Origin of the sequence: Mesorhizobium sp. Z1-4 (genome assembly GCF_004000235.1) — a bacterium.
Lineage (GTDB): Bacteria > Pseudomonadota > Alphaproteobacteria > Rhizobiales > Rhizobiaceae > RCIO01.
This window is the reverse complement of record NZ_RCIO01000001.1, coordinates 1,396,211-1,410,693: the sequence shown is the minus strand read 5'-3', so window position 1 is coordinate 1,410,693 and position 14,483 is coordinate 1,396,211. Positions and strand designations below refer to the sequence as shown.

Here is a 14,483-nt window from a genome sequence, read left to right as displayed (position 1 = left end):
GAAAACATGCCGGAGAAACCGGCTTCGATCGATTTAGGGCCCGTCTTCCGCGCATGCAACCTGGCCATGCGACCATTGACCTGAAAGGCGCCGGTAATTAATAAGTAAGACTTATTATCAGTGATCCTTAGTGTTCTACATGCACCGCGCCATCGACCCTCACTCTTTCGGCTTTCTGCTCACCGACCTTGCTCGCTTGTTCCGCGCCGATTTCGACCGCCGGGTGAGCGAATCCGGTCTCGGACTGACCGCCGGCGAGGCACGAACGCTGGCCCACATTGCCCGCGCCGAAGGCGAGCGCCAGAGTGTTATCGCCGAGCGGCTGAACGTCGAAGCGATGACGCTTTCGGCGATGATCGACCGGCTTGAGGCGCGGGGTCTCGTGAAAAGAAAGCGCGACCCGGCCGACCGCCGCGCAAAATGCATTTCACTGACGCCACTGGCGGACGAGACGCTAATGCGCGTCACCGCGCTGGCCGGCGAAATTTCTGCGGAGGCATCCCGCGGCATCGGCAAGGCAGACTGGGCTGCGGCATCGGAAGTGTTGCGCCAGGCGCACCTCAACATGATGGAGGTCAGAGCCCGGGCCGCGGCAACGGATGATGCCGCATGAACCTTCAAACGTCCCGTATCGTCTCCGCTCAGGCGATGAGCGAACGCAAGGTCGGACTGATTTGCGCCCTTCTGGTTGCAATCGGCCCCATTTCGATGGCTGTCTATACGCCTGCGATGACCGAGCTGGTTACCGCCTTCGACACCACCGACGCTCTGATCAAGCTTAGCCTCTCGTCCTATTTTGCCGGCTTCGCCATCGCCCAGCTTTTCTGCGGGCCGCTGTCCGACAGCTATGGCCGCAAGCCGGTAACCTTCGGTTTCATGGCCGTCTATCTGGCGGCGAGCATCGCTGCGGCCCTGGCACCGAATGTCGAGGCGTTGATTGCCGCGCGTTTCGTCCAGGGCGTGGGAGCGGCCGTGGGGATCGCGATTGCACGCGCCATCGTCCGCGACATGTATACGTCCGACCAGTCCGCCAGAGTAATGAACTTCATCGGTCTGGTGATGGGTCTCGGACCTGCCCTTTCCCCGACAATCGGCGGCATTCTCACCGGTCTGTTCGGCTGGCAGGCCGTGTTCATCTTCATGGTCGTGGCCGGGGCGGTGCTGACGGTGGTCATACGCTTTGCGCTCGTTGAAACGGCGGCTCCCGATCCCTCGAAGATCCGGCCCCGCGCGATTGTCGCCTCCTATCGCACGCTCCTGTCCAACCCTTATTTCATGTCATCCAGCCTGGTAATGGGATGTGGCATCGGTGCCTTTTACACGCAGGCCACCATTCTGCCCTTCATCCTCATGGACCGCGTCGGCATGACTGCGGTCGAGTTCGGGCTCGGAATGCTGATGCAATCGGGCAGCTTTTTCCTCGGCGGGCTGGTGACGCGACGTTTGCTCGCCCGCCACAGCGCCAACAGCATCGTGCCAGCCGGCCTCGCCTGCGTTGTTTTCGGCTGCGTTCTGCTCGCCGTCCTGCTGCAAGTACAGGAGCCGACTTTTCTGAACGTCATGGTTCCGATCGGGTTTCACGCCTTCGGAATGGCGTTCGTCCTGCCCGCCATGTCGACGGCCACGGTAGCGGCATTTCCGCATATTGCAGGCTCTGCCTCGGCATTCGCCGGCTTTCTGCAGATGGGCGGTGGGCTGGTCGGCGGGCTGATTGCCGCTGCTCTCGGCAATCCCACATTCGCGATTGCAACGGTTCCACCGGCCATGGGAATTCTGGCGGCGCTGTGCTGGGCCTATTGGCGCACCCTGCCCGAACCCGCCCTGGCGCGGGTGATTATGCCGCGCGAAACCGACCAGCCGCCAACTTGAGACGGCGCTTTCAGGCTATGCGTCAGTCAACGTCGGGGCGCTGAAAATCGCCCGTCTCTGGGTTCATGACCCAAAGCTCGCCTGTCGAGATATCGAACCATGCGCCGTAAAGCGTCAGCCGCCCCTTGCCCTCGAGTATCTTGACGCAGGGGAAGGTCCGCAGATTGGCCATCGAATAGCGGATGGAGATGCGCTCCAGGGCAGTCTGGCGCTCTGACGACGTCATGATCTCGTTTTTGGCAACGGTTTCCGCAGCCGGTGCCACCATGTTCATCCAGCGGCCGATGAAGTCGCCGGGCGAGAGCGGCGCTGCGTCGGGCGAAAGTGCGGCCCGGATGCCGCCGCAGCGGCCATGGCCGAGCACAAGTATGCTGCTGACCTTGAGGCTCTGAACCGCAAACTCCAGGGCGGCGGAAGTGCCATGATAATTGTCGTCCGGCGCGTAGGGCGGCACCAGATTGGCGACGTTTCGCACGACGAAGAGCTCACCGGGCCCGGCATCGAATATTGTTTCGGGCGCAGCGCGCGAATCGCAGCACGCAATCACCATCGTGTGCGGCTCCTGCCCCTCACGCGCGAGAGCACGGTAGCGGTCCCGTTCGCTGGCATAGCGCCCGGACATGAAGTTGCGGTAGCCGGTGGCAAGTTTCTCTGGCAGATGTGTCATGCCATTGCCTTTAGCCGCATACGTCCCAAGCGGCAAATGGAACTGTGGTTGAGATCAGCAACTGATGGCGATGGGCAGTCCGTAACTGTCGAGCAAGGGCGGATCAGGAAACATAAGCGCATTGCCGGAACGGCGATTGCGCGCCGCGGTCAACACTGCGAGCGCATCGAGCAAATCGTCCTGTGCAGCGCCGGCGGGCGGCGGTGCGGCAACGCTTTCGGCGTCGAAGCCGGCTCTCACGAGCAGTCTCCGGCGCTCTGCAAGGCCGGGCGCGTAAACGGCGCCCTTTACCTTCTTCGGCTCGCCAAGCGGGCGCCTGCCGTTCAGGCGCCAGAAACACAGTTCGGGGTGAGATTCGAAAATGCGGCCGCGAAGCGACAGATTTTCCCTCAGCATCGTGTCCAGCTCACGGATCTTGGCAAACAGCCCGAACGCCTGGATCGAAACGCCCCGTGGCGGATCGGACGTGTCGCGCGCCACAGCGCTCGCCCTCTGGTGCGCGGCAAGCCAGCCTCCATCGCCGGTCAAAGCCGGTGCTGCACCGCTATAGACCGCCGACCGCGAGGGTATCGAAAACACGCTCGACTGGCGCATGCCGAGCAGCGGTCGCACCAGCTTCTCCGGCCCGCGTCCGCCCGGGCCGCAGCGTTCGGGAAGGCCGATCGGCATGTCGACGGCAATCAGCGCGTCTCCGGGCAGTGCGTCGACCAGCGCCGCGAACTGGCCGAATACCCGAAATTCAGGCGGCGTGTCGTTTTCCGCAATTGCTGCAATCCAGCCGCCTCGGCACCCGTCGGCCCCGGCCTGAACCACCATCGACCTCAGGCCCGGCGGCCGCCACCTGGAAAGGCAAGCGACCTGGTCTGCACCATCGCCATAGGGTGCGAGAGGCTTTGCGCGTCCGTTTCGAGGGTCAGCTCGTCCGCCCCCCGCTTGGCCGTTCGGGCGAGGATTTCGAACACCGATTCCGTTGTCAGCTGAAGCGCCGTTTGCAGGTCTTGCCCATCGAGAAGCCGCGCGAGAAATACGGCACCGGTCAGGTCGCCGGGCCCGTTGGGCGGATTGTCGATGTGCCGGTGCTCCGCCATCATCGCAGTGTCCGGCGTAACCAGGATGTTGCCGGTGCCCCGCGCCATGAACGAAGGCGCCGAGGTCACGAGCATTGTCGGCGGACTGGCGTCCAGTGCGGCGTCCGCGACGGCATCCGGCGTATCGAGTTTCGCCCCGGTCAGCCATTCGAGCTCATAGCGATTGGGCGTTGCGATATCGGCCAAAGGCAAGAGCCGGTCGCGCTGCGCTGCCGCTATATCTTCGGCCACATAGAGCCCGCCCTGATCGCCGATAACCGGATCGCAAAGATAAAGTGCAGCCGGATTTTTCTTTTTGACGGCATGAACGAGCGATGCCACCGCGGCCGCCTGTTCTGCCTCGGCGAGGTAGCCGGAGATCACCGCCGACACCTCACCCAGCCAGCGCGCTCCTTCCAGATCCTTCATCATCGCCGCGAATTCTTTCGCCTGCGGCACGATCCGGGTCGCCTTTCCGTGACCGGGATGCCAGGGCAGCGTCACGGTCGGCACTGCCCAGACGGGAAATCCCAGCGTCTCGAGCGCAAACACCATTGCACGGTTACCCACGGTGCCGCGTACGACGTGGCTTGAAATCACGATGACAGCCCGCGGCTTGTCCTGCACTGCAAATGCCATCGAATGTCAGCCCTTGCCGGTCAGAAGCTGATAGAGCCAGTAGATGACCACGAAAAGAAACAAAATTCCGAGCGTGCGGCCGATACGGCGGCCCCAATATTCGGCCCAGTCATCCTTGTCGTCGCCCTGTCGGGACGCGCTGGCGCCGGCCTGGCTGTTCACCTGCCGCAGGATCCGCTCCGATTCAGTTTCTCCGTCATCTTTTCGCGTGCCGTTCAACCCAACCTCCGAAGCGCGATCCGTGCCTTGCTTTTATACGCATTGCGCTGCAAAGCACAGGCCGCAGCAGGTGCAGAACCGGCGCCGCATTGCCTTGACTTGCAGACCTGCATCCAGTATCGAACCGCCACGTCCGGCGTGGGGCCTCCCCGCGCCGGCTGTTCTTTGCGGTGCAGTAGGCTGCGCTGGATTGACGGCCCGAAGGGACGCGAACCTGAAACTGACTGACAAAAAGACGGCCGTTGCGCGTTCTCGCGCTGCAGAGCCGGACCGAACAATGAAGGACGAAAAATGTTCGCAGTCATCAAAACCGGCGGGAAGCAGTACCGCGTCGCCGCCGACGACACACTGAACATCGAACGCGTGGCCGGCGAAGTCGGCGACATCGTAGAGATCGGCAATGTGCTGGCCTTTGGCGAGGGCGACAAGGTGACCCTCGGGACGCCTTTTGTCGACGGCGCCATGGTAACCGCCGAGGTGATCGAGCAGGGCCGCGGCCCCAAGGTCATCGCCTTCAAGAAGCGCCGCCGCCAGAATTCGCGCCGCAAGCGCGGCCACCGGCAGCTTCTCACCACCGTCCGCATCTCCGAAATTCTCACCGGCGGCGCCAAGCCATCCAAGAAGGCCGCTGCGAAGCAGGCTGCCGCGAAGGACGAAGCCCCCGCCAAGAAGGCTGAGGCGAAGCCAGCTGTAGAGAAAAAGGCCGCGCCGAAGGCTGAACCCAAGGCCGATACCGCCGCCGCAGCGCCGCTTTTCAAGGCGCCGAAAGGCGAGCCGGAAGATCTGACCCAGATCAAGGGCATCGGCCCGGTCGCGGCCGGCCAGCTTATCGAGCAGGGCATCGCCACCTTCGCGCAGATCGCGAAACTGTCCGACAAGGACATCGCCAAGATCGACGAAGCGATGCCTTTCAGCGCCGAGCAGATTTCCGATTGGCGTGAGCAGGCCAAGGAACTGGCCAAAAAGTAATTCTTCGGGTATCACCCGGTCTGATTTGGCGCCTCAGCGCGCGAAGGAGTGAGAAATGGCACACAAGAAAGCTGGCGGTTCATCGCGCAACGGGCGCGATTCTGAATCCAAACGCCTTGGTGTGAAAAAGTTCGGCGGCGAGCGCGTCGTGTCGGGCAATATCATCGTGCGCCAGCGCGGCACGAAGTGGCACCCGGGCTCGAACGTCGGCATGGGCAAAGACCACACGATTTTCGCAACGACCGCAGGCGAAGTGGCTTTTGCCGCCAAAGCCAACGGCCGAACCTACGTATCGGTAAATCCGATTACGCCTGCGGAGTAGCCGGTTCCGCACCAAACACCGGCGCCCATCTCGGGACCCGGTGTCTGGATAAGCCAGAAAAAGATCAGGGGAGATGGGCAGCCATCTCCCCTTTTTCGTTCTGGAGGTCCAGATGCAGGTTCTTCTTACCCGACGCCTCTCACTAAGGCCGCCCGCTTTGCCGGACGCCGAGGATATCGCGCTCGGACTGAACAACTGGAAAGTTGCGCGGATGCTGGCGAGGGTCCCTTTCCCCTACTGGCCGGCCGACGCGGAAGACTGGATTGCCGGGCTTGCCAAGACGCGCGATGACCTGGTCTTCACCATTCATCGCGAACGCCTGATCGGCGTCGTCTCGCTCGAAGGCGATGGCAGCGAGCCGGAACTCGGCTACTGGCTGGCCGAACCCTGGCACGGCCATGGCTACATGACCGAGGCCGCGACGGCGCTGATCGAGCACGCCTTTGCGTTGCGGGATATCCGCGCGGTGACCTCGTCGGCCTTCCCCGACAATCCGGCTTCCATGCGGCTGCAGGAAAAACTCGGCTTCGTGATGACCGGCGCTCGCCAGACCTGGTCGAATTCGCGCCAGGCACAGGTTCCGACGTGGACGACGCGGCTCACCAGAACGGCATTCGAAAAAGCGATGGGCGAGGAATTGGTCGAGGCGGCCTGAGGCCGGCTGCGAGATGGAGGAACGGGATGATGATCGAGGATGAAGACGTAACGGAAGACGGCAGCCACAGTATCCGCTGCCCGGTACTGGTTACCGAGCGGCTGGTGATGCGCCCGCCGCATACCGATGATGCAGTCGAAATGGCGCAGCTCGCCAACAACCGCCGCGTCGCCGACATGCTGTCGCGCATGCCGCATCCCTACGGCAAAGCGGAAGCCCACGACTTCATCGAGCGCACGGCGAAGCGCGTGACGGGTTGCGCCTATGCGCTGGCGCTGGCAGACAACGGTGCTTTTGTTGGCGGTGCCGGGCTCGACTTCAGACAGCATGGGCTCGAGCTCGGCTATTGGGTCGGCGAGCCCTATTGGGGCAATGGTTATGCCACCGAGGCCGCGCACGCGCTGATCGACCTGGCATTCCGGGCAACGGAGGTCGAGCACGTTCACGCCTCCTGCCGCGTGGTCAACAGCGCCTCGCGCCGCGTGATCCACAAATGCGGCTTCCAGTATGTGGGGCAAGGCATGATCGATTCGATCTCAGCCGGCCGTGTGCCGGTCGAACGCTACAGCCTTGACCGCAAAACCTGGGTGAGCCTCAGAACCTGGGCGCCGGCGAAATCGTGATCGTGCCGGCGCTCAGTCGCCAAGCAGCCGGCGCGGGCCGCTTCCTTTCCGCGCCAGCCTGTCGGCGGGGTTGCGCAGCGGGCAAAGCTCCGTCGACAGACAACCGCAGCCGATGCAATCGGTGAGCGCGGCGCGCAGCTTTTTGAGCCGCGCGATCCGATCGTCCAGTTTGCCGGCCCATTGTTGCGAGAGACGCTCCCAGTCTTGCTTGAGGGGCGCGCGATCCTTCGGCAGCGTATCTAGCGCCTCCTTGATCTCCGCCAGCGGAATGCCGAGCGACTGACCGAATTGGATAATGCCGACGCGCCTGAGCGTACCCGGCGGATAACGGCGCTGGTTCCCGGCAGTCCGCCAGCTCCCGATCAGCCCCTTTGTTTCATAAAAATGCAGCGCCGAAACGGCCGCGCCGCTGCGGGCCGCCACTTCGCCGACCGACATTTCGCGAATCAACGGAAAACTCCTTGACCTCAACCAATGTTGAGGTTGTAGCAGGCATGCTCGCCAACGCAAACGGGAGCCCCGAACGTGGACCTCGCCTTCAAGATCCTTCTGATTATTCACCTTTTGTCGCTCGTCGCCGGTGGTGCGACGGGCGTGGCAATGCCCTTGCTGGCCAGGCAGGCCGCAAAAGCGGAACCCGAAACAAGGGCAATGTTGATGTCCATCGGCGCAAGACTGTCGACCAATTCGCGTATCGCACTGCTGTTCATGATCGCGTCGGGTTTCGCGATGCTGTGGTTGCGTTACGGCGGCAACCCAGCGGCGCTCGGCCCCTGGTTTCTGGCCAAACTAGGTTTTGTCGGCATCATTCTGGCTGCGACAGCTATCGCACTGGTGCTGGGGCGCGAGCGCATCAATCCGAGGCTCTTCGGCATGGTGACGACCCTGTCGCTGCTCGCGATCATCGTGTCGTCGGTAATGACCTTCAGCTGATCTCAGCCGAATTCGACCCAGAGCGGCTGGTGATCGGAGCCGGTGGCCGCCTGATCGACCCGGCTCGCCTTGAGCCGCGGCGCAAGGTCCGGCGAAACGAAAGCGTAGTCGATGCGCTTGTGCAGACCGGTATCTTCCGGGTCTTTGGGTTCAACCCAAGTCGTTGCCGGCTCCGCCCCGGCGTCATGAGCCGCGCAATCCACCGCGCGCGCCGCTGACAGCGGCATGCCCATCGAAGGGTCGGACCGGCCGGCCAGAGCGAGATACTCATCCGTCCCGGCCAGCATGTTGAAATCGCCCATCAGGAGATAGCTTTCCGGAAGCGGCGGCTCCGGCATGCCGAGTTCGGAAAGTCCGGTCAACCCGCCGCCTTCGATCCCGTAATTGAGCACCCGCTCGCGCAGGAACCGCACCTGCTCCAGCCGTTCGTCGGGATCGCGATGGTCGAGATGAACGGAATAGAAACGCACCGGTCCGAATTCCGTCTCCACCAGCGCTTCCAGCGCGCCGCGCTGCAGATTGACTTTGTCGAAGCTGCGCCGACGCGGCAGCAGAAGATTGCGGGACAGGCGGATAGGCTGTTTCGAAAGCACCATATTGCCGAACTGAAAATGCACATCAACGGCCCGGCCGTCTTTGATGCTGGAGCCAAGGTCGGCTTCGAAATTCGGTCCGAACACGGCAAAATAGTCCGGCAGCGCCGCGCGCAGCTCCGCCACCATGTCGCGGCCGCCGTTCTTCGGGTTGTTGCGCGTCACCTCCTGCAGGGCGATGACATCTGCTCCGCGCACGGCATCTGCGATACGGGTGATGTCGTAGCGGCCATCGAGGCCGATGCCGTACTGAATATTGTAGGAGACGCATTTCATGAGCCGGTTCCGCAAGAGGTTGGCGACCGCCAAAGATTGCGGTCTTGTGGTGATTCCTATATCGCTCGCGCCTCGTGGCGCCGACAGCGCTTCCAACCCTTATCCCGCACGGCTGTCAATTCGATGAAATTTCTCGACCAGGCCAAGGTATATGTCCGCTCGGGCGATGGCGGTGCCGGCTCCGTGTCGTTCCGGCGCGAAAAATTCATCGAGTTCGGCGGCCCTGACGGCGGCGACGGCGGCCGCGGCGGCGATGTCTGGGTCGAGGCCGTTGACGGCCTCAACACTCTGATCGACTACCGCTATCAGCAGCATTTCAAGGCCAAGACCGGCGTTCACGGCATGGGCCGCAACCGCACCGGCGCCAAGGGCGCCGATGTGACCCTGAAAGTGCCGGTCGGCACACAGGTCTTCGCCGAGGACAATGAAACGCTGATCTGCGACCTCACCGAGGTCGGCGAACGCGTCTGCATTGCCAAGGGCGGCAATGGCGGTTTCGGCAACCAGCATTTCAAGTCCTCGACCAACCAGGCGCCGCGCCGTGCCAATCCCGGACTGCCGGGCGAAGAGCTCACCATCTGGCTCAGGCTGAAGCTGATCGCAGATGCGGGTCTGGTCGGACTGCCGAACGCCGGCAAATCGACTTTCCTGGCTACAGTCACGGCCGCCAAGCCAAAAATCGCGGATTACCCCTTCACAACGCTCCACCCCAATCTCGGCGTGGTGCGCATCGACGCCCGCGAATTCGTGCTGGCCGACATTCCGGGCCTGATCGAAGGCGCGCATGAGGGCGTCGGCATCGGCGACCGTTTTCTCGGCCATGTCGAGCGCACTGCGGTGCTCTTGCATCTGGTTTCGGCGCGCGAGGAAGATCCCGCAGCCGCATACCGCACGATCCGCCGCGAGCTTGAGGCCTACGGTCACGGCCTGATCGACAAGCCGGAGATACTGGCGCTGTCGCAGGTCGACCTGCTGGATGGCGAAATGCGTGCCGAACGCGTCGCCGCGCTTCAGAAGGAAGCCGGCCGCGCTCCCATGCTGCTTTCCGCCGCCGCCAATGAGGGCGTTACCGAAGTGCTGCGCGAGCTGATGACGGCGGTCGAAGCTGCGCGCAACCCCGAGGATGACGATCGATGAGCGCTACCCCGCTCTCCACAGCGCGCCGCGTCGTGGTGAAGGTCGGCTCAGCGCTTCTCGTGGATCGCAAGACCGGCCTGAAACACGACTGGCTGGCGGCTCTGGTCGACGATATCTGCGCACTGACCGGAAGTGGCGCGGAGGTGATGGTCGTTTCGTCGGGTGCAATTGCGCTCGGCCGCACCATACTCGGTCTCAAGCCAGCCCAACTGAAGCTTGAGGAAAGCCAGGCGGCGGCCTCGGTCGGCCAGATTGCGCTTGCTAGCGCCTGGTCACGCGAACTTGGCCGCCATGATGCCGTCTCCGGACAGGTTCTCGTCACGCTGGGCGACACCGAAGAGCGCAGGCGTTATCTCAACGTCCGGGCGACGGTCTCGACGCTCCTGAAAATGAACGCTGTGCCGGTCATCAACGAGAACGATACCGTTGCAACCAGCGAAATCCGCTACGGCGACAATGACCGGCTCGCCGCGCGCATCGCGACCATGATGGGCGCCGACCTCCTGGTGCTATTGTCCGACATTGACGGCCTTTACACCGCACCGCCCGGAACATCCGACGATGCAAGCTTCGTTCCGCATGTGGAACAAATAACGCCGGAGATCGAAGCGATGGCCGGCGCTGCCCGCTCGGAGCTGTCGCGCGGCGGCATGCGCACCAAGCTCGACGCCGGCAAGATTGCGACGGCGGCGGGTACCGCGATGGTCATCGCATCGGGCACCCGCCTCAACCCGCTTGCCGCGATCAGCGCTGGCGAACGCTTCACCTATTTCAAACCGTCCTCCGATCCCGTGAAGGGTTACAAGACCTGGATCGCGGGCAATCTCGAGCCTGCCGGCATGCTCGTCGTCGATGACGGCGCAAAAGCCGCTCTTGCCTCCGGCAAGTCGCTTCTGCCCGCCGGCGTGAAAAGCGTTTCCGGCGCCTTTGCGCGCGGCGACACCGTGGCGATTGTCACCCCGGACGGCCACGAGGTGGCGCGCGGGCTGGTTGCTTATGACGCGTCCGATGCCGTAAAGATCGCCGGGTTGAAGACCTCTGCGATTGCCGGGGTTCTGGGTTATGAGGCGCGCGGCGCCATGGTGCACAGGGACGATCTTGTGATGTCCCGCATCGGCGGACGTGCAAAAGCCGCAAACGGGACGGCGGGAGAGTAGATCATGTTGCAGACCCGCGGCGACGCACATCAGGATCTGGAAGCTCTGATGGCCGAGATTGGCCGGCGCGCCCGCGCCGCCGCTCGCCCGCTGGCCATGGCAAATGCAGAACGCAAACATGCCGCGCTGATTTCGATGGCCGACGCGATCTGGCGCGACCGCGAGTCTATCCTCAACGCCAATGCAATCGATGTCGCCAATGGCGAGGAAGCAAAACTGACGCCGGCTTTCCTCGACCGGCTTACCCTCGATGAGGGCCGCATTCGCGCCATGGCCGACGGCATTCGTGCCATTGCCGCGATGAAAGACCCGGTAGGAGACGTGATCGCCGAGTGGGACCGGCCCAACGGCCTCCGCATCGAGCGCGTTCGTACGCCGCTCGGCGTGATCGGCGTCATCTACGAAAGCCGCCCCAATGTGACGGCGGATGCCGGCGCGCTCTGCCTGATGGCGGGCAATGCGGTAATCCTGCGCGGCGGCTCCGATTCCGCCAACTCGTCCGCAGCAATTCATGCCTGCCTTGTGGAAGGGCTGAAGGCCGCGAACCTGCCCGCCGATGCGATCCAGATCGTACCGACCAGCGACCGTGCCGCCGTAGGCGAGATGCTGAAAGGTCTTGGCGGCAACATCGACGTCATTGTGCCGCGCGGCGGCCGCGGGCTGGTCGAGCGCGTGCAGACAGAGGCGCGTGTGCCCGTCTTTGCGCATCTCGAAGGCCTCTGCCACGTTTACATCGACCGTTCGGCCAGGCTGGATATGGCCGTGGCAATAACCATGAACGCCAAGATGCGGCGCACCGGCATTTGTGGTGCCGCCGAAACCCTGCTCGTCGACCGCGCGGTTGCTGAAACACTTCTTGTCCCGATTCTGGAAGCACTCGACGCGGCCGGCTGCGAAATCCGCGCCACCGACGAAATCCGGGCGCTGTTTCCCGGCGCGAAGCCGGTCGCCGAAGCCGACTGGACGACCGAATATCTCGACAAGATTATCTCGGCGAAGCTGGTCGACGGCATCAGTGAAGCGATCGACCACATCGAAACCTATTCGTCCCACCATACCGAGGCGATCGTGGCGGAGGACGCCGCTGCGGTGGAGCGTTTCTTCAATGAAGTCGATTCCGCCATTTTGCTGCACAACGCCTCAACGCAATTCGCTGATGGCGGCGAGTTCGGCATGGGAGCGGAGATTGGCATCGCCACCGGCCGCATGCATGCGCGCGGTCCGGTCGGGGTCGAGCAGCTCACATCGTTCAAATACCGCGTCCGCGGTTCGGGTCAGACACGTCCTTGAGCCCGCCGGCAAGGCGATGAACGTGGCACCTTCCGATACTCCACCCGCGCGCTACCTGCGCATCCCTTACGTCGAAAGGGGCATGGCGGTCGGCCTGTTCGGCGGCTCGTTCAATCCACCGCACGCAGGGCACGCGCTGGCAAGCGAGATCGCGATCCGCCGGCTCGGCCTGCAGCAGCTGTGGTGGATGGTAACGCCTGGAAACCCGCTGAAGGATACCCGCGAACTCGCACCGTTGGCGAAGCGCATCGCGGCTTCGGAAGCACTTGCCGAAGACCCGCGTATCAAGGTGACGGCGTTTGAGGCAAGCCATCAGATGCGTTTCACCGCCGATACGATCGACCTGATCCGAAGCCGCCGGCCGGGCGTCAATTTCGTCTGGATTATGGGTGCCGACGGCCTGCGTGACTTCCACCGTTGGGAGCGGTGGCGCGAAATCGCGCGTTCGATTCCGATCGCCGTCATCGATCGCCCCGGTTCAACACTCGCTTTCCTGTCGTCGGTCATGGCCAAGACGTTCGATTACGCACGCGTCGACGAGGCCGATGCGCCGCTGCTCGCCCGCATGCGGGCGCCGGCATGGACCTTTATTCACGGACCCCGCAGTTCGCTGTCGTCAACCGCTATCCGCAATGGCGCGCAACAGCCCTGACTGGCGGTTTCGCGGCAGCGGAATGTCGCATTTTTAGGGGCCGGATTTGCCGCGGCGGAGCAGATTGCGGGCATGACGACGCCCGCACCGCCCAACTCTGATTCGGTCCTGCCCGCTGAAGCGGGCACGGTCGTGGCCGTCGCGTCGATTATCGTTTCCACGTTTTTGACCGCCGTCGGCAACGGCCTGATGTTTGCCTACATACCGCTGAGCCTGGCGGGTGCCGGATATGCGCCGAGCCTTGCCGGCTTGATCCTCACCGCCCTGTCCGCGGGCGGGCTCATCGCCTGCCTGGTCACCGGCGCGCTGACGCGGCGCGTCAGCCATGCGCGGGCATTCATGATCTTCTCGGCGCTGATTATTCTCTCCAATGCCGTCATTGGCGGCGGCGTCAACGCGGCAAGCTGGATCAGCGCGCGCGCCCTATATGGCTTCGCCATCTCCGGCATGTTCATCGTCGCGCAGAGCTGGCTCAACGACGCAGTCAACAACGAAATACGCGGTCGCGTGATGGCGATCTTCTACGTCGCCTATGTTGCCGGCCTCGGCACCGGCTCGTTCCTGACCGGCCAGATCGACCTTGCCTCTGCAACTGCGCCGCTTCTCGGCATCGCCTTTGCCGCGTTCGCAATTCTGCCGGTCGGCATGACGCGCCTGCCGCTGCCCCCGCCGCCTGAATCGGCATCGGTCGCCATCGTGCGCGCCTGGCGCATTTCGCCGGTTGGATTGGTCGGCATGCTGGCTGTCGGCGGCATGTCGATGATGGTCGCCGGTTTCACGCCCATCCATGTTGCGGCGAGCGGTTACAGCCAGGTCGAAGTGGCACTGTTGATGTCGATGATGCCGCTCGGTTCGGTACTGTTCCAGATTCCCCTGGGCTGGGTATCCGACCGTATCGACAGGCGTATCGTCATGGTCGCAACCGCGATCCTGGTGGCGCTGGCTGGCATCACAGCCGGCATATTCGACGGCTACGCGCTGCTTTACATCATTCCGATCTACCTGGTCTGGGGCGGAACCACGGAATCGATCTACTCGCTCTCCAACGCGCATGCCAACGACCGTGCCTCAAAGGAGGAAATGGTCACGCTTGCCAGCACCATGCTGTTTGCCTGGTCGCTGTCGGGCGTCATTGTCCCGGCCGTCGCGACCGCGCTCACCGCAGTGTTCGGAACCGTCGCCTTCATCTATGTGGCGGTGGTTATCGCCATTGCCTTTGCGGCATTCGCGCTCTGGCGCATCAGCCAGCGCGAGCAGGTGCCGGCCGACGAGACCGGCAGTTTCGCACCTCTGGCGGCGCAGACGCCGCTGCCTGTCGACCTCGTGACACCCGATGAGGAGCTCGAATTGGCGCCGCAGGAAAGCCGCTGAACAGCCCTCAACCACCGTTGAATGGCGGCAATCTGCCGGCAATG

Annotated in this window: 18 protein-coding genes; 12 read left to right on the top strand and 6 right to left on the bottom strand. The window is 63.4% G+C overall.

Annotation, left to right across the window (positions count from 1 at the left end):
• Window positions 1-139 precede the first annotated feature (139 nt).
• Together EP165_RS06860 and EP165_RS06855 are read left to right on the top strand one after the other, a co-directional pair.
• Window positions 140-613, top strand: coding sequence for a MarR family winged helix-turn-helix transcriptional regulator (locus EP165_RS06860; RefSeq protein ID WP_127520868.1), 474 nt, complete (start codon window positions 140-142; stop codon window positions 611-613).
• Window positions 610-1,869: a multidrug effflux MFS transporter gene (locus tag EP165_RS06855; protein WP_127520724.1), complete on the top strand. Its 1,260-nt coding sequence runs from the start codon at window positions 610-612 to the stop codon at window positions 1,867-1,869. The genes EP165_RS06860 and EP165_RS06855 overlap by 4 nt, the downstream gene beginning before the upstream one ends.
• Window positions 1,870-1,891: 22 nt before the next feature.
• On the opposite strand, the gene EP165_RS06850 is transcribed toward EP165_RS06855, so the two are convergent.
• From EP165_RS06850 to EP165_RS06835, 4 genes are read right to left on the bottom strand one after another with little or no spacing between them, the layout of a single operon-like run.
• Entirely contained in the window at window positions 1,892-2,536 is a 645-nt protein-coding gene (locus EP165_RS06850; RefSeq protein ID WP_127520723.1) for a carbonic anhydrase, read from the bottom strand.
• A 54-nt stretch (window positions 2,537-2,590) separates the two neighbouring features.
• Window positions 2,591-3,352: a DUF429 domain-containing protein gene (locus tag EP165_RS06845; protein ID WP_127520722.1), complete on the bottom strand. Its 762-nt coding sequence runs from the start codon at window positions 3,350-3,352 to the stop codon at window positions 2,591-2,593.
• A 5-nt stretch (window positions 3,353-3,357) separates the two neighbouring features.
• On the bottom strand, window positions 3,358-4,242 hold the full coding sequence (gene pdxY, locus EP165_RS06840; protein ID WP_127520721.1) for a pyridoxal kinase PdxY: 885 nt from the start codon (window positions 4,240-4,242) through the stop codon (window positions 3,358-3,360).
• Window positions 4,243-4,248: 6 nt separating this feature from the next.
• Window positions 4,249-4,461 (bottom strand): hypothetical protein, encoded by a 213-nt coding sequence (locus EP165_RS06835; RefSeq protein WP_127520720.1) that lies wholly within the window; start codon window positions 4,459-4,461, stop codon window positions 4,249-4,251.
• Window positions 4,462-4,752: 291 nt separating this feature from the next.
• Here EP165_RS06835 and EP165_RS06830 point away from each other — a divergent pair, with 291 nt between their 5' ends.
• The 4 genes from EP165_RS06830 (at window position 4,753) to EP165_RS06815 (ending at window position 7,030) form a co-directional block, all read left to right on the top strand.
• Window positions 4,753-5,430: a 50S ribosomal protein L21 gene (locus EP165_RS06830; RefSeq protein ID WP_127520719.1), complete on the top strand. Its 678-nt coding sequence runs from the start codon at window positions 4,753-4,755 to the stop codon at window positions 5,428-5,430.
• A 55-nt stretch (window positions 5,431-5,485) separates the two neighbouring features.
• On the top strand, window positions 5,486-5,752 hold the full coding sequence (rpmA, locus tag EP165_RS06825; RefSeq protein WP_127520718.1) for a 50S ribosomal protein L27: 267 nt from the start codon (window positions 5,486-5,488) through the stop codon (window positions 5,750-5,752).
• Window positions 5,753-5,864: 112 nt separating this feature from the next.
• Window positions 5,865-6,407, top strand: coding sequence for a GNAT family N-acetyltransferase (locus EP165_RS06820; RefSeq protein ID WP_164742963.1), 543 nt, complete (start codon window positions 5,865-5,867; stop codon window positions 6,405-6,407).
• Between the two features lie 29 nt (window positions 6,408-6,436).
• A complete protein-coding gene (locus EP165_RS06815) occupies window positions 6,437-7,030 on the top strand; it encodes a GNAT family N-acetyltransferase (protein ID WP_501981660.1) in 594 nt (197 codons plus the stop codon).
• A 12-nt stretch (window positions 7,031-7,042) separates the two neighbouring features.
• Here EP165_RS06815 and soxR read toward each other — a convergent pair whose 3' ends face one another.
• The gene (gene soxR, locus EP165_RS06810) at window positions 7,043-7,468 is read right to left on the bottom strand and encodes a redox-sensitive transcriptional activator SoxR (RefSeq protein ID WP_127520866.1); all 426 of its coding nucleotides are present in this window, start codon (window positions 7,466-7,468) and stop codon (window positions 7,043-7,045) included.
• A gap of 87 nt (window positions 7,469-7,555) precedes the next feature.
• Between soxR and EP165_RS06805 the strand changes: the two genes are divergently transcribed.
• Window positions 7,556-7,963, top strand: coding sequence for a hypothetical protein (locus EP165_RS06805; protein WP_127520715.1), 408 nt, complete (start codon window positions 7,556-7,558; stop codon window positions 7,961-7,963).
• Window positions 7,964-7,965: 2 nt separating this feature from the next.
• Here the strand turns inward: EP165_RS06805 and EP165_RS06800 are convergent, their stop codons facing one another.
• Entirely contained in the window at window positions 7,966-8,832 is an 867-nt protein-coding gene (locus EP165_RS06800) for an endonuclease/exonuclease/phosphatase family protein (protein WP_127520714.1), read from the bottom strand.
• A gap of 123 nt (window positions 8,833-8,955) precedes the next feature.
• On the opposite strand from EP165_RS06800, the gene obgE reads away from it, so the two are divergent.
• From obgE to EP165_RS06775, 5 genes are all read left to right on the top strand, one after another.
• Window positions 8,956-9,969 (top strand): GTPase ObgE, encoded by a 1,014-nt coding sequence (obgE, locus tag EP165_RS06795; RefSeq protein WP_127520713.1) that lies wholly within the window; start codon window positions 8,956-8,958, stop codon window positions 9,967-9,969.
• Complete coding sequence (gene proB / locus EP165_RS06790) at window positions 9,966-11,126, top strand: glutamate 5-kinase (RefSeq protein ID WP_127520712.1); 1,161 nt, start codon at window positions 9,966-9,968, stop codon at window positions 11,124-11,126. The genes obgE and proB overlap by 4 nt, the downstream gene beginning before the upstream one ends.
• Window positions 11,127-11,129: 3 nt before the next feature.
• Window positions 11,130-12,416 (top strand): glutamate-5-semialdehyde dehydrogenase, encoded by a 1,287-nt coding sequence (locus tag EP165_RS06785; protein ID WP_127520711.1) that lies wholly within the window; start codon window positions 11,130-11,132, stop codon window positions 12,414-12,416.
• Between the two features lie 16 nt (window positions 12,417-12,432).
• Entirely contained in the window at window positions 12,433-13,068 is a 636-nt protein-coding gene (locus EP165_RS06780; RefSeq protein WP_206075867.1) for a nicotinate-nucleotide adenylyltransferase, read from the top strand.
• Window positions 13,069-13,140: 72 nt separating this feature from the next.
• Entirely contained in the window at window positions 13,141-14,439 is a 1,299-nt protein-coding gene (locus EP165_RS06775; RefSeq protein WP_127520710.1) for an MFS transporter, read from the top strand.
• The last annotated feature ends 44 nt before the right edge of the window (window positions 14,440-14,483 follow it).

Bases quoted from the DNA above. Each gene is read 5' to 3' on its own strand.
- EP165_RS06860 (WP_127520868.1), top strand. From the start codon at position 140: ATGCACCGCGCCATCGACCCTCACTCTTTCGGCTTTCTGCTCACCGAC.
- EP165_RS06855 (WP_127520724.1), top strand. From the start codon at position 610: ATGAACCTTCAAACGTCCCGTATCGTCTCCGCTCAGGCGATGAGCGAA.
- EP165_RS06850 (WP_127520723.1), bottom strand. From the start codon at position 2,536: ATGACACATCTGCCAGAGAAACTTGCCACCGGCTACCGCAACTTCATG.
- EP165_RS06845 (WP_127520722.1), bottom strand. From the start codon at position 3,352: ATGGTGGTTCAGGCCGGGGCCGACGGGTGCCGAGGCGGCTGGATTGCA.
- pdxY (WP_127520721.1), bottom strand. From the start codon at position 4,242: ATGGCATTTGCAGTGCAGGACAAGCCGCGGGCTGTCATCGTGATTTCA.
- EP165_RS06830 (WP_127520719.1), top strand. From the start codon at position 4,753: ATGTTCGCAGTCATCAAAACCGGCGGGAAGCAGTACCGCGTCGCCGCC.
- rpmA (WP_127520718.1), top strand. From the start codon at position 5,486: ATGGCACACAAGAAAGCTGGCGGTTCATCGCGCAACGGGCGCGATTCT.
- EP165_RS06820 (WP_164742963.1), top strand. From the start codon at position 5,865: ATGCAGGTTCTTCTTACCCGACGCCTCTCACTAAGGCCGCCCGCTTTG.
- EP165_RS06815 (WP_501981660.1), top strand. From the start codon at position 6,437: ATGATCGAGGATGAAGACGTAACGGAAGACGGCAGCCACAGTATCCGC.
- soxR (WP_127520866.1), bottom strand. From the start codon at position 7,468: ATGTCGGTCGGCGAAGTGGCGGCCCGCAGCGGCGCGGCCGTTTCGGCG.
- EP165_RS06800 (WP_127520714.1), bottom strand. From the start codon at position 8,832: ATGAAATGCGTCTCCTACAATATTCAGTACGGCATCGGCCTCGATGGC.
- obgE (WP_127520713.1), top strand. From the start codon at position 8,956: ATGAAATTTCTCGACCAGGCCAAGGTATATGTCCGCTCGGGCGATGGC.
- proB (WP_127520712.1), top strand. From the start codon at position 9,966: ATGAGCGCTACCCCGCTCTCCACAGCGCGCCGCGTCGTGGTGAAGGTC.
- EP165_RS06785 (WP_127520711.1), top strand. From the start codon at position 11,130: ATGTTGCAGACCCGCGGCGACGCACATCAGGATCTGGAAGCTCTGATG.
- EP165_RS06780 (WP_206075867.1), top strand. From the start codon at position 12,433: ATGAACGTGGCACCTTCCGATACTCCACCCGCGCGCTACCTGCGCATC.
- EP165_RS06775 (WP_127520710.1), top strand. From the start codon at position 13,141: ATGACGACGCCCGCACCGCCCAACTCTGATTCGGTCCTGCCCGCTGAA.